The organism is Chryseobacterium aquifrigidense (assembly GCF_006716485.1).
Classification (GTDB): domain Bacteria; phylum Bacteroidota; class Bacteroidia; order Flavobacteriales; family Weeksellaceae; genus Chryseobacterium; species Chryseobacterium vietnamense.
In genome coordinates, this window is record NZ_VFPD01000001.1 from 503,332 (window position 1) to 525,707 (window position 22,376).

18 protein-coding genes are annotated in these 22,376 nt (G+C 37.0%); 11 read left to right on the plus strand and 7 right to left on the minus strand.

Annotation, left to right across the window (positions count from 1 at the left end; translation table 11 throughout):
* Positions 1-8: 8 nt before the first annotated feature.
* From FB551_RS02250 to FB551_RS02270, 5 genes are all read right to left on the minus strand, one after another.
* Entirely contained in the window at positions 9-446 is a 438-nt protein-coding gene (locus tag FB551_RS02250) for a hypothetical protein (RefSeq protein WP_142014570.1), read from the minus strand.
* 116 nt (positions 447-562) lie between these two features.
* Positions 563-2,797, minus strand: coding sequence for a DUF2339 domain-containing protein (locus FB551_RS02255; RefSeq protein ID WP_142014572.1), 2,235 nt, complete (start codon positions 2,795-2,797; stop codon positions 563-565).
* 113 nt (positions 2,798-2,910) lie between these two features.
* Complete coding sequence (locus FB551_RS02260) at positions 2,911-3,621, minus strand: hypothetical protein (RefSeq protein ID WP_047432086.1); 711 nt, start codon at positions 3,619-3,621, stop codon at positions 2,911-2,913.
* Positions 3,622-3,983: 362 nt separating this feature from the next.
* Positions 3,984-4,832 carry a prephenate dehydratase gene (gene pheA / locus FB551_RS02265; RefSeq protein ID WP_047432082.1) on the minus strand — a complete coding sequence of 283 codons (849 nt, stop codon included), beginning with the start codon at positions 4,830-4,832 and terminating at the stop codon, positions 3,984-3,986.
* 181 nt (positions 4,833-5,013) lie between these two features.
* Positions 5,014-5,427: an acyl-CoA thioesterase gene (locus tag FB551_RS02270; RefSeq protein ID WP_047432079.1), complete on the minus strand. Its 414-nt coding sequence runs from the start codon at positions 5,425-5,427 to the stop codon at positions 5,014-5,016.
* Between the two features lie 136 nt (positions 5,428-5,563).
* Here FB551_RS02270 and dnaA point away from each other — a divergent pair, with 136 nt between their 5' ends.
* The 5 genes from dnaA (at position 5,564) to FB551_RS02295 (ending at position 11,046) form a co-directional block, all read left to right on the plus strand.
* Complete coding sequence (gene dnaA, locus FB551_RS02275; protein WP_002980474.1) at positions 5,564-7,018, plus strand: chromosomal replication initiator protein DnaA; 1,455 nt, start codon at positions 5,564-5,566, stop codon at positions 7,016-7,018.
* 99 nt (positions 7,019-7,117) lie between these two features.
* Positions 7,118-7,567, plus strand: a complete 450-nt coding sequence (locus tag FB551_RS02280) for a low molecular weight protein-tyrosine-phosphatase (protein ID WP_047432076.1) — start codon at positions 7,118-7,120, stop codon at positions 7,565-7,567.
* A gap of 5 nt (positions 7,568-7,572) precedes the next feature.
* Positions 7,573-8,073: a Cif family virulence factor gene (locus FB551_RS02285; RefSeq protein ID WP_047432074.1), complete on the plus strand. Its 501-nt coding sequence runs from the start codon at positions 7,573-7,575 to the stop codon at positions 8,071-8,073.
* 4 nt (positions 8,074-8,077) lie between these two features.
* On the plus strand, positions 8,078-8,776 hold the full coding sequence (locus FB551_RS02290) for an SAM-dependent methyltransferase (RefSeq protein ID WP_142014575.1): 699 nt from the start codon (positions 8,078-8,080) through the stop codon (positions 8,774-8,776).
* Positions 8,777-9,243: 467 nt separating this feature from the next.
* On the plus strand, positions 9,244-11,046 hold the full coding sequence (locus tag FB551_RS02295) for a lytic polysaccharide monooxygenase (RefSeq protein ID WP_142014579.1): 1,803 nt from the start codon (positions 9,244-9,246) through the stop codon (positions 11,044-11,046).
* A gap of 147 nt (positions 11,047-11,193) precedes the next feature.
* Here the strand turns inward: FB551_RS02295 and FB551_RS02300 are convergent, their stop codons facing one another.
* Positions 11,194-12,081: a DUF4349 domain-containing protein gene (locus FB551_RS02300; protein WP_142014581.1), complete on the minus strand. Its 888-nt coding sequence runs from the start codon at positions 12,079-12,081 to the stop codon at positions 11,194-11,196.
* Between the two features lie 179 nt (positions 12,082-12,260).
* Between FB551_RS02300 and FB551_RS02305 the strand changes: the two genes are divergently transcribed.
* The gene (locus FB551_RS02305; protein ID WP_142014584.1) at positions 12,261-13,328 is read left to right on the plus strand and encodes a DUF2891 domain-containing protein; all 1,068 of its coding nucleotides are present in this window, start codon (positions 12,261-12,263) and stop codon (positions 13,326-13,328) included.
* Here the strand turns inward: FB551_RS02305 and FB551_RS02310 are convergent.
* Positions 13,325-13,798, minus strand: a complete 474-nt coding sequence (locus tag FB551_RS02310) for an Mpo1 family 2-hydroxy fatty acid dioxygenase (protein ID WP_142014587.1) — start codon at positions 13,796-13,798, stop codon at positions 13,325-13,327. The two genes, FB551_RS02305 and FB551_RS02310, sit on opposite strands and share 4 nt — an antisense overlap.
* Before the next feature lie 74 nt (positions 13,799-13,872).
* Here FB551_RS02310 and FB551_RS02315 point away from each other — a divergent pair, with 74 nt between their 5' ends.
* From FB551_RS02315 to FB551_RS02335, 5 genes are all read left to right on the plus strand, one after another.
* The gene (locus tag FB551_RS02315; RefSeq protein ID WP_047432061.1) at positions 13,873-14,718 is read left to right on the plus strand and encodes a helix-turn-helix domain-containing protein; all 846 of its coding nucleotides are present in this window, start codon (positions 13,873-13,875) and stop codon (positions 14,716-14,718) included.
* A gap of 89 nt (positions 14,719-14,807) precedes the next feature.
* Complete coding sequence (locus tag FB551_RS02320) at positions 14,808-16,118, plus strand: TolC family protein (protein WP_142014589.1); 1,311 nt, start codon at positions 14,808-14,810, stop codon at positions 16,116-16,118.
* 22 nt (positions 16,119-16,140) lie between these two features.
* Positions 16,141-17,259 (plus strand): HlyD family secretion protein, encoded by a 1,119-nt coding sequence (locus FB551_RS02325; protein ID WP_142014592.1) that lies wholly within the window; start codon positions 16,141-16,143, stop codon positions 17,257-17,259.
* Positions 17,260-17,358: 99 nt separating this feature from the next.
* Complete coding sequence (locus FB551_RS02330; protein ID WP_142014595.1) at positions 17,359-18,951, plus strand: efflux MFS transporter permease; 1,593 nt, start codon at positions 17,359-17,361, stop codon at positions 18,949-18,951.
* 351 nt (positions 18,952-19,302) lie between these two features.
* Complete coding sequence (locus tag FB551_RS02335; protein ID WP_142014597.1) at positions 19,303-21,513, plus strand: TonB-dependent receptor; 2,211 nt, start codon at positions 19,303-19,305, stop codon at positions 21,511-21,513.
* The last annotated feature ends 863 nt before the right edge of the window (positions 21,514-22,376 follow it).

The window sequence follows — 22,376 nt, forward strand, 5'->3', positions numbered from 1 at the left end:
TATTCAAGTTATTCAGTAGTATAAATAAACAATGTTTTCTTACCGTTATAATCTTTTGTTTCTGTTCTTTTTTTGATTTCAGGATAAATCATGGTATTGGTGTCTGTGAATTCATATCCTTCAATAAATACAGGATGGTCTGCCGGAATATTGTATTGAGTATTCATATTGGATAAAGCCATTCTATCCAGTACATTTTCTCCGTTTTTGAACTTATATTCAGTCACCCCTTTCGTAAAAACAGAACTGTATTTTTTTAAGCTTTGGGGAAGGCTGGCGGAAGTACTGTATACCTTTGAAACCTGCAATACGTTCTTTTTGGTATTGAACAATTCTACTGTCCCAATGGCATTATCAGCCACTGCAAACTTTACCGCAGGATTTTTTTGCTGGGCAAATAAAGTAGCAGAGGATAGTAATAAAAAAGAATAGAGTAATTTTTTCATAATCAGAATATGTAACTGTTAAAAACGTGATAAATATAGTTATTTTTTACAAAATTTGAATCAAATATTAAATTGTTTTGAATTTAATTTAGAAATAAAAACTTTAATCCAGATTATTAGTCTTTGCTTTGTTCCGTTTTATCTTTTTTATCCACCATATTTCTGATCATATTTTTCAGTCGCTGAAAAGTGAAAGAGCTTAATAATAAAATAACTCCGAGAACAATAAAGGCGCTTATTCTTGAAATATTATCCATTTGCCATACATCATATCCGTAAAGTTTTAATACCATCACACCTATCAGAGCAAACCCAATCTTGTTATATTCCTGAATATTCTTTTTCAGGCCTGTATAAATAAATAGGCTGGCGAGAATTGTCCATATAACAGGAAGATAAAGAATATTGAAATGTGCACTTGCGGTATAAGAATGAGAAAGATCACTGGAAGTCATTAAAATATATGAATGGTGAAGTTCACAGCTTACAGAGATAATGATTGCCAAAGACTGGATCCAGTAAGAAATCCATTGCTTGTGAAACGTTGAAGATGGAATAATCCTGTACCCTATATATATAAACGGAATCCACTGAAGCAGATGGAAGAAATAAAAACTTACATGCAGTTTTTTTGTTAAGATATCAGCCACAAGGGAAAGTGTAGAAACCGATGTGTTTATGACGATCAGGAAGTAAAAAAGATAAATCAGTATGTTTTGAACATCATTTCTGATGCTTAGCAGTTTCCTGAAAAGTAATAAAACAAAAATATAATAAATACTGAATAAAAGTCCTGTGCTGGTAATGGCGGACCATGGCATTTCTGAAATATGATATGTAATCTCAAGAAGAAAAGTTATGTAGATAACTCCATAGCTGACTACTGTAATAAGATCTTCGAAAAAGTTACGGTCTTTTCCTTGTGGCTCTTTGGCTGTATTTCTTAATAAATATAAATTAATTATTATAGAAATGATGGTGAAAGAGCTGGTGATAAACGGGGCGTTAAATATGATATTGAAATCTTTGGTTCCAAAATACGCAGTCCAGGTGATAAGCTGAGCAATCATCACTAAGGGAAACAGGATATAAAAGAAAATTTTGAAAATTTTATGACCTGTTTTTTTCCAGATGAAGAGAAGCAGAGTTGTTTCTATTGCCCAAATGCTGGTAATGAGATGGGTCTTAAACTGAATAGCAATTGCAACGGTTATAAGGCTGGTAACAAGCCCTGCGAATACGGAATAGGTAATTCCAAAGCTCTTGCGGGTATATTCTCTGAACAGAAGAACAGTGTTTACAGCAGCAAAAATAAGAGGGAAAATAATTGGGGGTTCATATTTTAACGTATCAAAAATGTAAAGCAGTCCCAGAATACTTGAAAAGTTAGCAAGGGCAAGTATTAAAATATCAGAGGTTGCAAGTATATTTTTTCTGAAGTAATCGTGAAGGGCAAAAATGTAGAAAATCACATAACTGATCAGATAAAAAGTAATGCTTAAAAGCTCTGGGCTTTCATTGGTCCAAAGTAAAAGATAGCCTGTTGTAAAAATATAAGCGGTCCAGCCCACGCTTTTCCAGTGCTGAAGAAAAGAGGCAGCCAGCATTCCTGTATTTAAAAGAGTGATATAAATAAAAAGGAAAAGATAGTTACTTTGTCCCGAGCTGATCATCAGGGGAGCTGCAAAACCTCCTATCAGTGAAAAGATAATCAGTACTTCACTTTTATAATAATAGGATAGGATAATGGAAGCTGCGGTAATCAGTGCGGTGATGATAAAAGCGGTATTCTGGGTAAATAGATGGTATTCACGGAAAGCAATGGTAGCTGTGAAATATAAAACAGCAATTCCGCCCCCTGTAATAATAGATGAAAAAGCCGGGTAGTTTTTTCTGAGAAAATGTCCGGTTATAATGATTCCTGCTCCGGTACAAAAACCAATTCCCGCTCTTGCTGCTTCACCAATCCAGTTTTTATCAATCGCGTATTTTACAAAATAACCAATTCCGAGAACAAGGGTAAAAATACCAATAATGGTAAGAATGTTTTGTTTTAAAAAGTCAGAAACAGGAGTAAGCCAGTCTTTTTGAAGTGATGTTGGGCTTTTTTCACTTTCTTCACTGTTTTTTATTTTCTCATGATAAACCTGGTGAGATTCTTCTTGCTGTGGAATGAATGTCTCTTCCGTTGTCGCCTTCTTATGAATTGCTTCAGTCTGAGCCAGAGGAGGAGTATTGATCTTATGATTAAGATCTGAAATCTCCTTTTCCAATTTTCTGATTTTGGTATTCAGGTTATTGAAAATGATGAAGATAATGATAAAGATGATGGCCGCAACAAATTCATTCATTTCATTAGTTTTTATCAAATATAAAGAAATGTTTCATATGCTATTTAAAAAAATTAACCCATCGCGGTATAAGCGATGGGTTAAATGGTATAGATAACTAACAATATGTTTTACTAGTTTGATACTTTGTAAATGTAGAATGATGCGATACTGGATCCTAATAATCCTGCTGTAATAACACCAGAATCTACAAGTCCAAAAGAAATTTTGTCACCTGCCTGAAACGAGTACAAAGAATTAATACTGGAATCGGAAAGCGTTAAGTTAACCGCTAATGCAAGGTTAATACCACTGAATGGACGTGTGTCTATCAGAGTGGTTACTGCGGTTCTGGTTCTTGCAATTGCGATACCTGGACTTCCTGACAATAAAGAAGCCTGTAATCCTGTGCCATATCTGAATGCGAATCCAACAGCATATACTCCAGTAGTTGGAATGTTGTATGAACCATCAGCATTGGTAAATAAAGCAGCACTTCCTATCGTCCTATCAGCTTGTACAAAACTGACAGGCTGGAAATCAGAAGGTAGAACTCCTAAATTCAGTAGGGTTATTCCTGTTGTTTTTTTTGCAGAATATACAGAAGTATTGGTTCCGGCAGCTGCGGTTAACAATGACGGGTCTACTGAGAATACCTGGGTAGTTCCCTGGTTAATTCCTAAAATCTGATATCCGGGTAATGCTGTAGCGGCAGGGGTATCACGAACTTTCAAGGTTCCATTAACATCCAGAGTTGCAGAAGGGTTGGCTGTATTGATACCCACCTGTGAGAATAATGGTAACGATGCACATGCTAACATTAAGCTGTAAAGTTTAGTTTTCATGATCAAGATTTTAATTAGTTGCTAAGCAAATATACAATAAAAATTATACCCAGCATTGTGATATTTGCAAAATTAACATTATTATGATGTGATATATTTAAACATATGTTTATATTTTCGATAATATTTGCATATAATTCAGTTACGACTTATTATATTTATTTTTTATTTAAGGCTCTGTTTATCAGTGTTTTGTTAAAAAATAATTCTCCCCATTGTGTGGGTTATTTATTGATTTAAACAGAAGACGATATCTGTATAATAATTTATTGTAATACTGACTTGAATTCGAAATTTTGAATAGATTTAAAAAAAAACACTGCCTTAACGACAGTGTTTTTTTAGTAGATTTATTTGATTTTTTAGCTTTCCAGCAGGAATTCTTTGTAATTTCCAAGAAAATCAACATTAGCATTGATTGATTCAAGTTCTCTTAGTGCATTTCCATGCAAAACTTCTTTCCAGGGTCCTTCAACATTGATGAAGAAGAAATAATTCCCGAGTCCTGTTTTTAATGTTCTGGATTCAATTTTACTGAGATTCATTTTTCTCCATGCAAAAACGGATAAAACCTGATGTAATCCACCGGGATGATCTTCCGGAAGAGTGATGAGCATTCCAGATTTTTCACCCAGTGTTTCCAGCTGATCATTTTGATATTTGTTCTGTTCTTTGGAAATAATGATAAACCGGGTATGGTTCTGTTCAAAATCCTGAATATTACGGTTTATAATTTTTAAACCATATAAATTGGCAGCAAACTGATTGGCTACTGCAGCAATAGGAGTCTCCGGATTTTCAGAAACGAATTTTGCGGCAGCAGCAGTTGAAGAAAAGTCCTGCTTCGGGATCTCTTTATAATGAGTGTCCAGAAAATGGAAGCTCTGTGCGAGAGCCTGGGGATGAGAATATATTCTTTCAATATTCTCAATAGAATTTTCCGGATGAATCATAAGATGATGGGCAATGGGCATTACTGCTTCTGCTTCTATCTTGATAGACGGAGTCTTATATAAATAATCCAGCGTCATCGATACGGTTCCTTCAATAGAGTTTTCCAGAGGTACCACTGCTTTTACTGCTTCTCCGTTTTCAACAGCATTAAAGCAATCCAGAATACTGGCTTGCGGTACTATTTCGTCATCAGGGAAAAGCTGTGCTGTGGCAAGCTGGGTGAAACTGGCATGAGGTCCCAAAAATGCAATCTTCATAATATAATATATAAGGGATGATTAGAATAAAGGTACAAAGGTGCGAATTAATTCATAAATAGAGTTCAATGTTTTATGTTTAAGTTGAATGCTGCGGTGCGGGGTTCGGTTACGTGATGCGGTTGTCCGGAACCTTAAGCCTTAAACTTTGAACTTTGAACCCCTTGAATCTCTGAACTTGCTACTTTTCCTTCCAGTTCTTCTCAATCAGATCCATCAGAAAATCCGGACATTTGATTACCTTGTTGGTTTTTGCATCTAAAAAGAATAGAGTAGTGGAGGCTTCGGTTATTTTAATATGCTCTTCATTGTAAATTTCATACTCAAATTCAATCCTTACGCCCGGAATTTTTTTAACATAAGTATGAATTTCTAATTTTTGATCATACAAAGCGGGTCGGATATATTTAATTTTGTAGTCCGAAACAGGCAGCCAAATTCCTTGGTTTTCAATTTCATCGTATGAAATTCCTATGCTTCTGAAGAGTTCAACTCTCGCTACTTCGAAGTACGTTGCATAGTTTCCGTAGTATACATATTTCATAGGGTCTGTTTCTGCGTAACGTACTCGTATTGAGTGTGTTGTGTGTATCATTTTAGATGTTAAATTATACATACAAATATATTTTTAAATAATCAATACCTGCAATATTTTTTTTTGAAAAGAAAATATTGGACCTTTGTCTTCCTTCTAAACACAGTACAAACAAAGAATAATCGGGGCTTAAAAAATGGATGACAATTTAATGATGATATGGCAGAAATGCCTTCAGTTTATGCGCGATAACCTGAACGCTGCTGAAGACAATTCTGACCTTAAAAAACTTGAAAAATCTTTCGATATGCTATTCGATAAGGTTCAGCCGCTTTCATTGGTGGCCAACAACCTTACGTTGATCGTGCCGAGCGATTTTTACAAGGAATATATAGAGGACAACTATCTGTCCTTACTTTCTGCTGCCCTGAAGAAAAATATTGGAAAAGGAGTGAAATTATGGTATTCTGTGATGGAAAACAGACCAAAAGGTGAAGAAAAGCCTGTTACCATGAACATCAAGGGACAAAGTGTTCCTACTCCGAAAACACAGGAAACAATGCCGCAAGGTTTTTCTGCTAATATTGTAAACCCGTTTGTAGTTCCTGGAATTAGAAAAGTAAACATAGATTCTAACCTGAAGCCTGACTATTCATTTGATAGTTATGTAGAAGGAGAAAGCAATAAATTTGCAGCCACTGTAGCCAGATCCATTGCAAAAAGACCTGGTGCAACCGCTTTCAACCCATTATTTTTATATGGAGGTTATGGAGTTGGGAAAACCCATTTAGGACAGGCTGTAGGTCTTGAAGTAAAAAACCAGTTTCCTGATAAAGTAGTTCTTTATTTGTCTTCTGAAAAGTTTATCCAGCAGTTTATCTCTGCGGCCAAAGCTCATAAACAGACTGAGTTTGCAAACTTCTATCAAATGGTAGATGTACTGATTATTGATGATATTCAGTTCCTGTCCGGAAAATCAGCAACACAGGATAGTTTCTTCCATATTTTTGATCACCTGCATCAGAACGGAAAACAGATTATCCTTACTTCAGATAAAGCACCTGCAGATATTATGGATATCCAGGACAGAATTGTTTCCCGTTTCAAATGGGGACTTTCTGCAGAAATCAAATCTCCGGATCTATCAACAAGAAGACAGATCATTGAAGATAAACTAAGCAGAGACGGAATTGTTCTTCCGGGAGATATGCTTGACTTCCTTGCTGCTGAAGCAAAAACGAATGTAAGAGAACTTATCGGGGTTATCAACTCGGTGATTGCTTACTCTACAGTATACAAGAGAGATCTTAGTCTTGAGTTGCTTAAGGAAACCATCAACAGAATTGCTGCTAACCAGAAGAAAGTTATCAATATTCCTTATATTCAGGAAGTGGTTTGTGATTATTTTGGAATTAAAAAAGAACAGCTGCTTTCAAAAACAAGAAAAAGAGAGATTGCGTTACCAAGACAGCTTGCCATGTACTTCTCCAAAGAATTTACCAATTCTACATTCACTAAAATTGGTGAAGAAATGGGTGGAAAAGATCACTCTACAGTAATGTATGCCTGTGATACCATCAAAGATGTTTCTAAAATTGATAAAGAAATCAAGAAATACGTAAAAGACCTTACTGAAAGAATCAAACAATAAATAAGGTTGAGCTTACATAAATTAAAATGAAGGATAGTTTTATTCTTCATTTTTTATTTAGTTTTGTCGTGACAAAAGACTCTTTTTAAAAAACAGGATATGAAAATATTAATGGTTTGTCTCGGAAATATCTGCAGAAGCCCATTGGCAGAAGGAATTATGAAAACAAAGCTGCCGGATCATTATGTGGTAGATTCTGCCGGAACTATTTCAATGCATGAAGGTGAACATCCTGATAAAAGGGCCATTAAAACTGCGGCCAATCACCATATTGATATCTCCCGACAAAGATCAAGACCTATCACCAGAAAAGATTTTGAAACCTTTGATAAGATCTATTGTATGGATATTGATGTACTCGGCGATGTGGTTTCCAAAACTAAAAATGAAGAAGAACGACAGAAAGTATCTTTGTTTTTAGAAGTATTGGGAGACCACCAAAATGCTGAGGTTCCGGATCCTTATTGGGGAGATATGAAAGATTTTGAAATGGTTTTCCAGCTTTTGGATAAAGGATGTGATGCTATCAGAAACCAAATATCAAAATAATAACCATGAAAAAACTGCTGTTACTGTTTGTTTTTAGCTGTGGTTTGTCTTTCGCTCAAACCAAAGATGAAACAGAAATCCGTAAAGTTATGGATGACTTTATGGGATGTATTAAATCCAGAGATGAAGCCAGATATCTTTCTTTATTTCAGGAACCTGTACTTTGGACCGGAATTTATAAAGACAGAACACAGGCGAAGCGTCTGGAGAAAAATCCTAAGGCAGATTACTACTTTGCAGATGATTATAAAGCTTTTATCAAAAGTTTTAAAGATGATAAATCTGAAGAAAAATTTGACAATATTAAGATCGTGGAAGATGGAGCCATAGCTTCTGCCAATTTCGATTACAGCTTTTGGTACGATGGCAAAATGGAAAACTGGGGAAAAGAGATCTGGACGCTGATGAAGATCAACGGAACCTGGAAAATTACTTCTGTTACTTTTTCCATGGACCTTACAAAATATTTCCCTCAACCTTCACTTAACGAAAGAACTAAAAAATAATACAATGCTTTTTTTACTCCCTGCTTACTTATCAGAAAATACTTCTATCAACCACTTTTCGCCTGTTCTGAAGGATTATATCATGCAGACGGACTATTTCTTCGTGGAAAATGAAAAAACGGCCCGAAAGGTTGTTAAATTTTTTGCTCCGGAAAAGAAGCAGGCTGATCTGAAGTTGTTTTTATTGGACAAATACACGGAAAATGCGGATATCAAAGAAGCTCAGGAACTGATGCTGAAAGGGCAGGACTTCGGATTGCTGTCAGAAGCAGGATTACCATGTATTGCGGATCCGGGAAATCTGATTGTGAAATGGTGTCATGAGAAAAATATCAGAGTGATACCGGTTTCAGGGCCTTCATCCATTATTCTGGCTTTGATTTCCAGTGGATTTAATGGGCAGGAATTCACTTTCCATGGGTATCTTCCTATTGATAAAGGAGAAAAAAAGAAACAGATCATGAACCTGGAAAGCCTTGTTCAGAAAACCGGATATTCTCAGATTTTCATGGAAACACCTTACAGAAATAATCAGCTGTTTGAAGACCTGTGTAAGTTTTTGTCACCCAATACAAAACTTTGTATCGCTGCCAATATCAATGATCCGGAACATGAATTTATCAAAACAAAATCAATAAAAGACTGGCAAAAACAAAAGCCGGAGCTTCATAAAATTCCTGCAGTATTCGTGCTTGGGAAATAAAATTTACTCTTATAGCCAAAGATAGGGGTATAGGAGTTTATGAGTAGAAAAAGAGAAAAAGGCTGTGAATATTTCGCAGCCTTTGCTTTTTTATTTAAAATGGGGTGGAATACTATAAATACAATATGTAAACTCCTCTTTTTTTCTCCTTCCATGTATTCATATATAATTTTAACTAAAAATATTTCAACTATTAGTGATAAATATCATGGGATTTAGCTATTTTTGTAATATAAAATACCCTAATTTTATATTTAAATATAACGCATTATGAATTTTATAATGGTAATATAATTAATAATATTCATGATTTTGTTTTGTATAGTTTGGTTTTTATTATACCTATTATAATTGAACTGTTTTAAATGCTGCAGGTTAATAACGCTTGTATTTTTTGAATTATTGATGATGTAAGTTCCGTTTTGCTTACAATCAATTCAGCCCAATCAACACCAAAATAGTAAAATATGATGACACGTAAAATTTTTTTTCCGGTATTGCTGATGCTGGCCATACTGGTACCTTCTTTAATTCATTTATCTGCACATGGATATGTAATGAGCCCAGCCTCAAGAGGATATCAGGGAAGTCTGGATAAGGCTACACTTGGCTATTCTGTGGCGTTTGGAAAATATGGTTCTGTAATTAATGAACCGGGCTCTTTGGAAGCTCCAAAAGGCTTTCCTGCATTAGGCCCGGCAGACGGAAAGATTGCCTCCGCTAATGGAAGTATAGGAGGAGACACTACACTGGATCTTCAGACTGCCGATAGGTGGAAGAAAACCAATATTACCACGGGTGTGAATGCATTTATCTGGAAATATTCGGCGTATCATGCGACAGCAAAATGGCATTATTATATGACAAAGCAGGGCTGGAATCCCAATCAGCCGCTTTCCCGTCAGGATCTGGAGCTTATTGGTACAGTTGCTCATAACGGAACACCGCCACAGGATAATGTTTCTCACCAGATTACGATTCCTGCTAACCGTACCGGCTACCATATTATTTTAGCAGTCTGGGATGTAGCAGATACTACTAATGCATTCTATAATGTCATTGATGTCAATGTAACCTCGGGAACAGGAGTTTCTGCACCTGCCACTCCTACAGGATTAGCACAGGTAGGAGTAACAAGTTCTTCGGCTAAAATAAGCTGGAATCTACAATCTGATGCTGTATCCTATACTATTTTCCGCAACGGGCAGAATATTCAGCAGGTAAGTACAGCTACATTTCAGGATACTGGGTTAACAGCTAATACGGTTTATACATATGAAATACAGGCAAGAGGCTCTTCGGGGCTTACTTCAGGCAAGAGTCTGCCACTCAATGTAAAGACAAACAGCGAAGGAACTCCTGAAAAACCTACGGCGCCCTCCAATCTTCATTCAATGGCAGTAACTGAAAATTCAGTTTCACTTATGTGGATGGCTTCTGCTCACTCACAGGGAATCAAGAATTACCAGATTTTTGAAAATGGAATCAAAGTAGGAGAGACCACGCAAACAAGCTTTTTACGAACAGGATTAGTCCAAGATACAGAATATCAGTATACCGTAAAATCTGTTGCGGTGAACGATCAGCTTTCTGATGCCAGTAATGAATTAAAAGTCAGAACAAAAAAAGTGACATCAGGAAATGGACAAACCTACTGTGGAGCAGAACAGTATAATGCTGCCAATGCATATCCTGCTACCGGAACGAAAGTCTTTTACTCCTGTAAAATATGGAAAAACAAATGGTATGCAAATCCGGGAGAATTGCCGGGAACCAACATGGTATGGGAAGAAATAAGCACGTGTACCGAAGGTCCGGGTTGTGAATCAGGCGGTTCGGTTACGTATTGCGGAGCTCAGGAATATAATCCGGTAAAAACATATCCAACAGCAGGAACGAAGGTTTTCCATGCCTGCAAAATCTGGGAGAATAAATGGTATGCGAATCCGGGAGAAACACCAGGAAGCAATACAGTTTGGAAAATTGTAAGTGACTGTAATGAAGGGCAGAACTGTAAAACATCAGCTCTTATCAACAAGGAGAATAACCTCTCTGTGATTGTATCTGCGCATATGATGAATTTTGCACCGGAAAGCCATTATGATAAAATAAGCAGAGCAGACGTGATTACCCCTCAGGGAGTTCAGATCATTACTTTCATGAACCCAGGAAAAGACAATATGAATATCAGCCGACTTCAGCCTGGAATCTATTTTGTAAAGATCCAGTATAAAGATGGAAAAAGTATTACTAAAACCATCAGAAAATAAAAAGAATAAATAAAGAAATATTTAAGAGCTCTTAACAGGATTATAGCATTATTATTGATTTTAGTACGGTACTGGAAACAGTATAAATTGTTGATAATGCAGTAAAAATCCGGGCATCGAAGATGCCCGGATTTTTAATAATTAATTCTAATCCTTCTTCTTTGATTTCCATTTTCGCCAGATAAAAACAATGACAGGAATGATCAAAAAGAATGGCCACAGAGAAATGATTCCCAGAAGAAAGCTTATAAAACTGTTCCAGCCTTCCGTTACCGAATCTGCAAAACGGCTTCCAAAACCTATTTTTGAGGTGGCTGAACTTCTCACTTTCTCCTTATATAAATTCAAATTCAGAGTACTGTAATTCACCCGGTCATCAATAAAACGAAGTCTGCCTTCTGCCACATCGATTTCATCTTCCAGTTCACGGATATTTTCCTGAATTTCCAGCATATCTTTTGTGGTAGCAGCACTTTTAAGCATATCACGGTATTTTTCAAGATATATTTTTTTGTTGGCAAGCTTTATGGCGATATCAGTATATTCTTCTGTAACGTCATTCGATGAAATGTTTTTAGATAAAACGGTTCCTACACCCTCTGAAAAGGAATTGATCAGTGCATCAAAATTTTTATGAGGTACCCGGATAATCAGGGTAAGGTTATCATCCATATCTGTATTTTGAAACTCTTCTTTCTGGATATAAGCATTGTTTTTCTTGATGATCTCATCAACCTGGTTCTGCGTTTTTTTAATATCACCCACCTGAATCTTCATCTCTCCGTTTTTGATGATTTTTTTGGAGATTGTATCTGTTTTCTTTGAGGGGTAAACATCTTTGTTGGTCCCATTTTCATCAGAAACTACCTTTTCAGAGATAGAAAGTGGTGGAGGTGGAGGCGCCGCTGCGGGAGAAGGTGCTCTATCTTCAGTTAGAACTTCTGTCAGGTCGGCTTTCAATTCCTGTTTTTCACCACCTGATTTGCTGCAATTGATCAGAATAAGACCTGATAATAGAAAAATAATTTGTTTCATAGGTTAGTTAGTTTTTCATGGGTATGATCAAAAAGTGTGCTCAAAACTGATTATTTGTAAGATAAGTGACAATTTAAAATAAAAAGAAGAGGTAATACGCAATCAATAAACAGAAGAAATAACTTCAAAACCAACATGAAAAATTACCGGAACTGGTAAATTATTTCTATTTTTAATTCATGAAAAAAAGTCTTTTAGTATTAGCATTCTCTCCATTTCTGATGTATGCCCAGGAAGCTCCGAAACTTACAGACGAGATGGCCATGAAATTATCCGACAAACCCCTTCACTGTATCAATCAGGAATATCCTAATAAAACTGCCCATATCATTAATAATGCAGGCGAAGTTCCTTTAACTCCAAAAGATCTTCACCCTACTTTTTATGGATGTTTTGACTGGCATAGCTCTGTTCATGGACACTGGATGCTTACAAGGCTTTTGAAAACAAAACCTAATCTGTCTAATGCCAAAGAAATTGAAAAAATTCTGGATGAATCATTTCAGAAAGAGAAACTACAGACTGAGGCAGATTACTTTACAAAATATCAGCTGACAGGAACTTTTGAAAGAACCTATGGCTGGGCATGGATTTTAAAGCTGGATGAAGAATTGACCAACTGGGATCATCCGAAAGCCAAAATATGGCATCAGAATCTGAAACCCCTTACAGATCAGATCCTGAAATCATGGAAAACTTACCTTCCAAAGCAAACTTATCCCAACAGAACCGGAGTTCATCCTAATACGGCATTTGCCATGTCTTTTGCCATCGATTGGGCCAGAGCCAATAAAGATAAGGAGTTTGAAAACCAGCTGATAGAAAAGGCAAAATACTTTTTCTTACAAGAACAGAAAACACCTGCTTATCTGGAGCCGGACGGATCGGATTTCTTTTCGCCAAGTCTTGAAATTGCGGATCTGATGCGAAGAGTGCTTCCTCAAAAGGATTTTGTACAGTGGCTGAATGCTTTCTATGAAAAAAGAAGTCTGGAAAATGTCGAAAAAATTCCTGTCGTAAGCGATTTAAGCGATTATCAGACCGTTCACCTTGTGGGATTATCTTTTTCTAAAGCATGGTGTATGAAAGGAATATCCAATGCACTTCCTGCCAATCATCCGCTAAAGAAAGATTTTAGGAAAACAGCAGATGTATTTCTGGCTAATGGACTGCCATTGCTTTTTCAGGGGAATTACGGGGGAGATCACTGGCTGGCCAGTTTTGCGGTATATGCGCTGGAAGATTAATATCTGATTCCTGTCTTTTTAAGAACGAAGCCTAAAAGCCATATCGGTCCTATCAGAAGAAACTGCAGGTCTTTGAGGAAAGTAGGCTTTTTTCCTTCAATTTTATGTCCTATCAACTGGAAAATCCATGTGATGATAAACACTGAAAGGTAAACGATCCATGATTGCTTTCCGACATGAATATTGGTCAGATAGATGAAATGCTCCATCATAAGCATTACTACGACCATCAGAATAGCGATCAGTAAGGACAGTCTTATATAGAACAGCGTGATCAGAATAATCACAATAAGGCTTACAATACTGGCACATCCGAAGTAGGAAGCGCAGAAATGAGGGGAAGGAATCAGGGAGGCAAAGCCCAGAATTGTCCAGAAAATAAGAGGTACACAAATCCAGTGAATGAACTTGTTGGTCGGGTTTCTATGGCTTTTACTGTATTCTGCAAATAATAGATCAACCTTTCTCATGCTGAAGGGAAATTGGATTCCTGCTAAAATAATAAAATTTTGTAATCACTGGTAAGATTGTGTAAATTTGTGCTATGTCTGCCCTGGAAAAATTTGGCGTTGATATTTTTACCGAACATAATATTTTCGAGCGGATAGCTGTGGGTAAACCATTTCGTCCCGAAAATCCTGCTTTTATTTTTATTAAATCAGGAACTATAAAACTTCGTCAGCACTTCAGTGATCTGGAGGTTTCTGCCAATATGTTTATGGTAACCGATCCGCAAACCATTTATGAAGTGGTGGGAGTAACCGATGATTTTCAGTCGAGGATGGTTTCTTACAAAAGAGAATTTATTTCCGCTTTATCACTGAAATTTAACCGTCTGATTACTTACCGCTATTTCAGACAGCAGATGAATAAAGGAGTTCCTTTTCCTGAAGACGAAATGGAAGTCGTTTGGAAAAGTGTCAATTTTCTGAAATATATTCTGGATTCTGATACTGAAATGCTTTATAAAAAAGAAATGGTAGAACATCTATTCTCTGTTTTCTGCTACCAGATGGCGGGCATTATTTCCAAGGAAGACAATAGTTCTATGAATCAGATGTCCCGACAGGAAGAGATTGTATTCGTATTTCTTACTGATATTGCGGAATATCATCTTACCGAAAGAACCGTTGAGTTCTATGCCGAGCGACAATCCATTACAACCAGACATCTTTCTTCTGTAGTAAAGACCATCACGGGAAAATCTGCAAGCCAGATTATTGCCTTAATTGTGATCAACGAGGCGAAAGTACTCCTAAACTCTTCCAATAAACCGGTTTCAGAGATTTCTTCTATCCTCGGATTCAGCGATCAATACTCGTTTTCTCACTTTTTTAAGAAGCATCTCGAGGTGAGCCCTACACAGTACAGACATCAGTTCGAAAGCTGAAATCTTACATTTGAACATCTTTTTCCAAAAATCAAACATTTGATTGATTTTGTTGCTGCCCTAACTTTGCATCTGTAAAACAAGGTAAAATGACAAAGAAAATAAAAACAGCACTATCTGTACTGATAGCAGCTTTTCCTGCGCTGTTTTTTTCACAACAGATCAAGCAGATGACTGCAGGTGAGGTGGCGGAACTCGCTGTTCAGAATCACCAGCAGCTCAAAGTTTATGCACAGAATATAGATATTGCAAAGCAGAACACAAATGTGGTTAAGCTTCAGAAACTTCCTACAATTACGGCTTCTACAAGCCAGTTCTATCTGGGAGACGCAGTGGCAATTGATAAAGACTTTTCGAATTCTACAAACGTTCCTATGCCCCATTACGGAAGCTCATATGCGGTACAGGCTACGCAGCTGATCTTCAAAGGAGGATTGGTAAATAAATCGATCGAAATGGCAGGGCTTCGTGAACAGCTTTCTGAACTGGATTTAGAGAAAAACAAACAGGACGTGAAATTTTTAGTGATTTCCAACTATCTGGATGTCTATAAAATCATCAACCAGGAAGAAGTATTTCAGAATAACAAAAAACTGGCTCAGGAGCGTCTGAAAAATATCCAGAAATTCTATCAGCAGGGAATGGTAACCCGAAACGAAGTCATTCGTGGAGAATTGGCCATCAAAAACCTGGATCAGGGGATTCTAACCCTTACCAACAATAAGAAAATCCTTAATTATAATCTGAATATTGCCTTAGGTTTATCTTCCGACACGGAAATTGTTCCTACAGAAAGTCTGGAAAATAAAGAATCCGGAATAGGGATGGATTATTACACAGATCTTGCCCACCAAAGCAATCCATTACTGAAATCTGCTCAAAAAAATATTGCTGTTGCAGATAAAAATATTGAAATTATCAAAACAGACAATTCACCTACGGTAGCAGGATTTGGCGGATATACGCTGCAAAGACCTATTACAACGAGAAATCCTGTTTTGGATATGTACTCAGGAGGCTGGCAGACAGGGGTTTCTTTGAGCTACAATATTGATACGCTTTATAAAACAAAAGAAAAGGTAAAATTAGGGGAACTGCAAAAGAACCAGGCAAATGAGGCCATGACTCTGGTTCAGCAGAATGTAGATATGGGAGTGAATGCAGCCTATACCAAATATCAGGAAGCGATTCAGCAGGCAGATATTCTGAATGATTCCAAAAGACTGGCAGAAGAAAACTACAAGATTACAGAAGCCAAATATCTGAATCAGTTGGCCGTGCAGGCAGAAATGATTGATGCACAGAACCAGAAGCTACAGGCAGAACTTGATTATGCCAACGCAGAAATCAACGTTTTGTATCAGTATTACAACCTTTTGAAATCTACAGGAACACTTTAATTTTTAAAACTGAAAATCAACAATGGAAAACAAGGGACAAACCACTCAAAATACAACACCAACTCCGGCAGCATCTGCTGCTGAGAATAAAAAAAAGAAAAATAAAACCAATAAAATAAGAGCTATTATTTCCAATATCATCGTCTTTCTGGTGATCGGTTTCGGATTATTCTGGTTAATACGGGAATATTTCCATATCGGAAGCAAAACCTATACAGAAGCGGCACAGGTAGAGGAATTTATTAATCCTATCAACACGAGAGTTTCTGCTTACATCAAAGAAATTAAATTCATAGAACATCAGCGTGTAAAAAAAGGAGATACTTTGGTCATTCTTGATGAACGCGAAATTCTTACGCAGCTGGGACAGGCCGAAGCCGCTTATCAAAATGCAATGGCTCAAAAAACGGCAACAAGTTCTTCCGTGAACACCGTTTCCAACAATATCAATGTGATGCAGTCCAATATTGCAGGAGCAAAAGCTAGATTATGGAATGCCGAACAGAATTTAAACCGATATAAAAACCTTCTGGCTGCCGAAGCTGTTACCAGACAACAGTACGATCAGGTGAAGACGGAATATGATGCTCAAAAGGCTGCTTATGAAACCTTAGTCAATCAAAAGCAATCTGCAAACCTTTCAACAACTGAAGTAAAAAGCAGATTAGGAATTAATGATGCTGAAATTAAAAGAACAAAATCTGCTCTGGATATGGCAAGGATCAATCTTTCATATACTGTTATCACAGCGCCTTATGATGGAGTAATGGGAAGAAGAACCATTTCTGAAGGACAGTTGATCCAGCCGGGACAACAGGTTGCAACGATTGTTCTTAATGGTCAGAAGTGGGTAACTGCCAACTTCCTGGAAAGCCAGATGCCGAATATTAAAGTAGGAGAAAAAATTTCTATGACAGCTGATGCTTTGGGAGGAAAGAAATTTGAAGGAGTGGTAACAGCAGTTTCTGCAGCTACCGGATCAAGATATTCAAGCGTACCAACAGATAATTCTACCGGAAACTTTATTAAGGTACAGCAGAGAATCCCTGTAAGAATTGAGTTTACAGCTTCCAATAAAAAAGAAGACCTGGATCAGCTGAGCGCCGGAATGAATATGAATGTGAATATTAATAAAGACTAAAAGATGGAAGATATCAGATTCCGGACGTATGCTGCGGAAGTTAAGGATGATAATGAAAATCTGTTATCTGATATCTGAAATCTATTACTTAAACAAATCATGTACAACAAAGGATTATATAGCGATTGGGTACCGAAACCCGTACAGCTGCTGCTGATAGTATTACTTCTTGCTGTGGTAATGCCCATTGGTGGGGTATATACGGGAAATATCAGTTCTCTGGTAAGCGGTACCGGCGCCATGACAGAATATTTTATGTGGGCCAATTACGCCACCACCATTGGGATGGGAGCCTGCATGCCTGTTGTCCTCAGAATCAAAATGAGATTCAAAGTAAGGGATAAACTGGTTTTATTGCTGGTGCTTTTAGGATTACTCAGCTACGTAAACGGAACTACTTTGCAGCCAATGATCTTCATTTTTACTTCTCTGCTGATTGGTTTTATGAAGATGATGGTAACCATAGAATTGTTCCTGCCACTAATGGTTATGATTGGTAACCGTGGTATGTTTTACGGAGCTTTCTATACCTTCGTTCTTGTAATGAACCAGGTGGCTACCTATTATGCCGCTGAGTTTGCCCTTCTTTACAACTGGCAGCAATTTTATATTTTCACAGCAGTTTTATGCTTTATTTTAGCTTTAATACACTGGATTTTTATGCATAATAAATATTTTGCACTAAAAGTTCCTCTGCATTATATTGACTGGCTGAGTATTTTACTTTTCATTTCTACGTTCATGTTTTCGGCCTATGTGTATTCATTCGGAAGACAGCAGGACTGGTTCAATTCGAAGAATATTATCTATGCAAGCATTACAGCTTTTGTAAGTTTTGCACTGCTTTCGATCCGTCAGCTGACGTTAAAACGACCGTATCTTTCGTTCAGAATTTTTACAAAAAATAATGTACAGCACGGTTTATTCATGCTTTTCTGGCTGGGAATGTTTCTGGGAACTGCTTCTATTCAGAACACTTTTGCGGTTGGTGTATTGGGATATGATCAATTGACCAATACCCGACTGAGTTTACTCATGATTCCCGGAATTATCTTAGCAGGAGTCATAGCTATTTTTTGGTTTAAAAAAGAAAAACCATTGAAAATGTATATATTTTCAGGTTTTGCCGCCATGGTAGGATATGCCATAATTATGTACTTTTCTATGGTACTGGAGTTCAGTTATGACAACTGGTATCTGCCTATGTTTTTAAAGGGGTACGGAATGTGTTCACTGTTTATCTCCGTATGGTTTTATACCCTGGATAAGCTTGAAATGGATGAAATGCTGGCGGCCATCGGACTTGTATTGGTTTGGAGAACTTTCCTTGCCGTAGGAATTTTTTCAACACTCTATGCATGGTTTCAGTACCGTTTTCAAGTGATGGCTATAGGAGATCTTGCCGTTTATATGGACGGAATGACGTTTACTCCCCAGAATGTGGCTTCTAATATGAAAGCCATTCAGCTTAATGCCATTATTATAGGCACCAAAAAGATTTTCGGATATATTATTTTAGTCGGGTTTGGAGTATTGATTTATGTTGCTACTCACCATTTTGGAGCAAAACGATTCCAATATTTCAGATTTATAAGAGTTTTGGGAGGTAAATCTGTTATCGCAAGGAGAAGACTTCGTGAAAGAAGAAAATTATTAGAAGAAATAAAAGATGCTGCAGGACCTGCAGTATAAAAGATACCTTGTTTTTCACTAGTAAGATCCTGGTCCTTCGTTGGGCCGGGATTTTACGCTTTTAAGAAGATGTCAAATTTTAAACTTTTTGAAACATTAAGATGGTATGAAGGTGTTTAGAGTAGTAAGATGAGCTTCGCCTTAAGCTTAAAAATCAGAATAATTTATCTTAACTCTACTTTATTGCTTAAATCCCTCTTCATGGTTTTTATATATATCCAGATTTAGAAAACTTTTCTATAAAAAGATGTTTACCATCATAAAATAAGGGAAAATTTCATATTTTGTTATTTTTATTCTTTCTAAATAAGAATTATCTTTGTGGAATTATAAAACGTTGAAGTAGAAAGAATGAAAAAGCAATATGCATTCATAGGTCTTTTGGTTTCGGGAGTGATGATTTCCCAGACAGGGAAAGATTCTATTGCCTCTAAAGGTATTGAAGATGTAGTAATCGTAGCCTCCAGAAAGCCTACAAAAATTTCTGAAGTTCCGGGAACAGTTTGGGTAGTACAGAAAGAAAAAATTCAGGAACAGGCCAAAAGCGGAGTTCCGATCAAAGAAATGTTATCGATTCTGATCCCATCTATGGATGTCGGTCCGCAGGGAAGAACCAATTACGGACAGAATATGAGAGGACGTTCGGCACTGGTAATGATTGACGGTGTTTCCCTGAACAGTATCCGCGCGATAAGCCGTCAGCTGGATGCCATTGATCCTTTTAATATCGAAAGAATTGAAGTGCTTTCAGGAGCAAGCTCAATTTATGGAGGTAACGCTACCGGAGGAATCATCAATATTATTACAAAAACACCTTCCAAAAAAGGAATCAGCGGAGAAACTGAACTGGGTGTGCGTACCGGGTTTATGGGAAAAGACGACCATGATTTCCGTGCTGCTCAGTCTATTGCAGCTAAAGGAGATAAGTTCTTCGGGAGATTTGGAGTAGCTTATCAGCAGAATGGCGGTGTGTATGGAGCCGATCAGAAACAGCTTTTTACCGATATTACCCAGACTGACCTTCAGTATAACCAGTCCATTGACATCCTGGCTACCGGAGGATATCAGTTTAACAATAAGCATAAAATAACAGCCTCGGTTCAGTATTACAATTCTAAATTTAATGGCGACAGGAGTTTATTTTTAGGCGAAAATCTAAATGCATTTACGACAAAAAATGCGTCATTACTTGAAATGAGAGATGGTTTTTCATCTGATAAAAATGTAGGAACAGAGCGTTATATGGCAACCGTAGCCTATAACGGAAACGGAATCTTGGGCGGACAGGATTTATATGTGCAATTGGCTACCAGAGGTGAAAAATTAGGATTCTATCCATTTCCAGGAAATGTTACCTTACAGACCGGGAAAATACCTTATATGTCCTCTTCTCAGCAGGATACTTATTATTCCGGGATTAAAGCTTTACTATCCAAATCATGGAGAGGCTTAAATGTTACGTACGGCGCAGACTTTGATTTTGAAAAATTTGAAGGGAATCAATCTGTTTATGATATTGGAAAGACAATGTCCAGCGGTGGTTTAATCAATGAAACAAAATACAGTCTTGGAAGATATCCAACCAATCATTCACAAAGCTACGCAGGATATGTTCAGGCAAAATACAATATTCTTCCAAAATTACAATTGAATGCAGGAATCCGTTATCAGCATATCAATGTGAAAATGGATGAATTTGTAGGTTCAGAACAGCAAACACAGATTGCAATGGGTTATGGAAGCTCGGCATCCGCAATTCCCGGAGGTGAAAGTTCTTATAATGTGACTTTAGCCAATGCAGGGTTATTATACAAATTCAACGAGCAGCATCAGGTTTGGGGAACTTTTTCACAGGGAGCAAGTTTAGCAGATCCTGCAAAGTTTTATGGAATCGGGCAGTACAAATTGGTGGGGACAAACTGGGATGTTGTATCCAGCATCAATGTTAAAGAACAGCCTCTGCAGGCGATCAAGACCAATCAGTTTGAAGTAGGATACCGTGTGAATAAAGGTGGCTTAAGAGCTCAGATTGCCGGATTTTTGAGTAATTCTGATAAAACGGTTGCTGTAGATAAAAAGACCTTCCAGATCCTGGTAAATGATTTGAAATTAAGAAATATGGGAATCGAAGCTGAGGTTTCTTATTCCTTAAGCAATGGCGTTTATTTCGGTGCCAGCGGACTTTTGATCAAATCCGAAGTAGACAAAGAAGGAGAATGGCAGAAACAGGAAATTTACAATGCTTCTCCATCAAAATTGGTGACCTATATCGGATATAACATTAAAAACTGGTCATTCAGATTCCAGTCGTTACAGAATTTCAAGCAGAAAGACGAGCTTAACAATGTGGTGGAAGGCTACAATACTTCAGATCTAATGGTTGGATACAGATTCCATTTTGGAAAATTAAACTTAGGAATTCAGAACCTGTTTAATACCGATTATCAGACGATCTGGAGCAAGCGTTCCCAGGTTTTATATGCTACTTACGGACTTCCGGAACTGTTTAATTATAAAGGAAGAGGGAGAACATTTAACCTTTCTTACACTTTTGAGTTTTAAGAAATGATCAGGATTTAAAATACCCTGATCTGAAAACATATTGTATTTCAAATCCGGTTTCTGAGCTTGATCGGAAACCGGATTTTAATTTAAAAATCAGTTATGGCTAAGTTTCAACAAGGTAGGAATTAATAGCATAATGTAGATTTCTTTTAACGCTGGGACCGCAAAGTTTTTAATCCGAACTGAAAATAATTTCGTTCACAAAGGCATTTCATTTAGCTAAGATATTATTGTTTCATTGCCGAGTGGAACGCCTTAGCGATCTTAAAAGAGTATGCGTGTCCTTAAAAAAAAATTGCGATCTACTGCGTTATAATAATGTATTCAGATGGTATCATGAAAATTCTTTTTAATGCTGGGACCTCAAAGTTTTTTAATCTGACCTGAAAATAATTTTGTTCGCTAAGGCATTTCATTTAGCTAAGATATTATTGTTTCATTGCTGGGTGGAACGCCTTAGCGATCTTAAAAGAGTATGCGTGTCCTTAAAAAAAATTGCGATCTACTGCGTTATAATAATGTATTCAGATGTTATCATGAAAATTCTTTTTAATGCTGGGGCCGCAAAGTTTTTTAATCTGACCTGAAAATAATTCGTTCGCAAAGGCATTTCATTTAGCTAAGATATTATTGTTTCATTGCTGAGTGGAACGCCTTAGCGATCTTAAAGAGTACGCGGGTCTTTAAAAAAAGTGATCTACTGCGTTATAATAATGTATTCAGATGATATCATGAAAATTCTTTTTAATGCTGGGACCTCAAAGTTTTTTAATCCGACCTGAAAATAATTTTGTTCGCAAAGGCATTTCATTTAGCTAAGATATTATTGTTTCATTGCTGAGTGGAACGCCTTAGCGCTC